Genomic DNA, 515 nt, shown 5'->3' on the forward strand with positions numbered 1-515 from the left:
CTGTTGTATTTTCTTTTTATTTCTATCCACCGTATCGACATAGAAGCCTCGACACCAGAACTTCCGATTCCCATATCGATACTTCAAATTTGCATGTCGATCAAATATCATGAGACTACTTTTCCCTTTTAAGTAACCCATGAATTGAGACACACCTAACTTTGGGGGAATACTCACTAACATATGGATGTGATCCGGACAAGCATTTGCTTCATGAATCATTACACCTTTTCGTTCACATAAATCTCTTATGATTTGTCCAATGCTCTTTTTATATTTTCCATATATGGTTTGTCTTCTGTATTTTGGAGCAATAACGATGTGATACTTACAATTCCATGTTGTGTGTGCTAAACTATTCATGTCCTTCACAGGGCATACCTCCTTCTATGGTGGAATGAAGTGGTCGGGAAACCAACTTTATCCTACCATGAAGTGAGGCTTTTTTTATACCACGCTAGAAGCTCTTTAGAACCCCCGGCATAGCCAGGGGTTTTCTAAACCACTAATAAAAA

The 515-nt window shown here is 38.3% G+C and carries 1 protein-coding gene; it reads right to left on the reverse strand.

Annotated elements, in window-relative coordinates; translation table 11 throughout:
* The coding region (gene tnpA / locus LQ50_RS24155) for an IS200/IS605 family transposase (RefSeq protein WP_034634318.1) at nt 1-363 on the reverse strand (363 nt) is incomplete at its 3' end.
* Nucleotides 364-515: the final 152 nt, after the last annotated feature.

Source organism: Halalkalibacter okhensis, from assembly GCF_000787375.1.
GTDB lineage: Bacteria > Bacillota > Bacilli > Bacillales > Bacillaceae_D > Halalkalibacter > Halalkalibacter okhensis.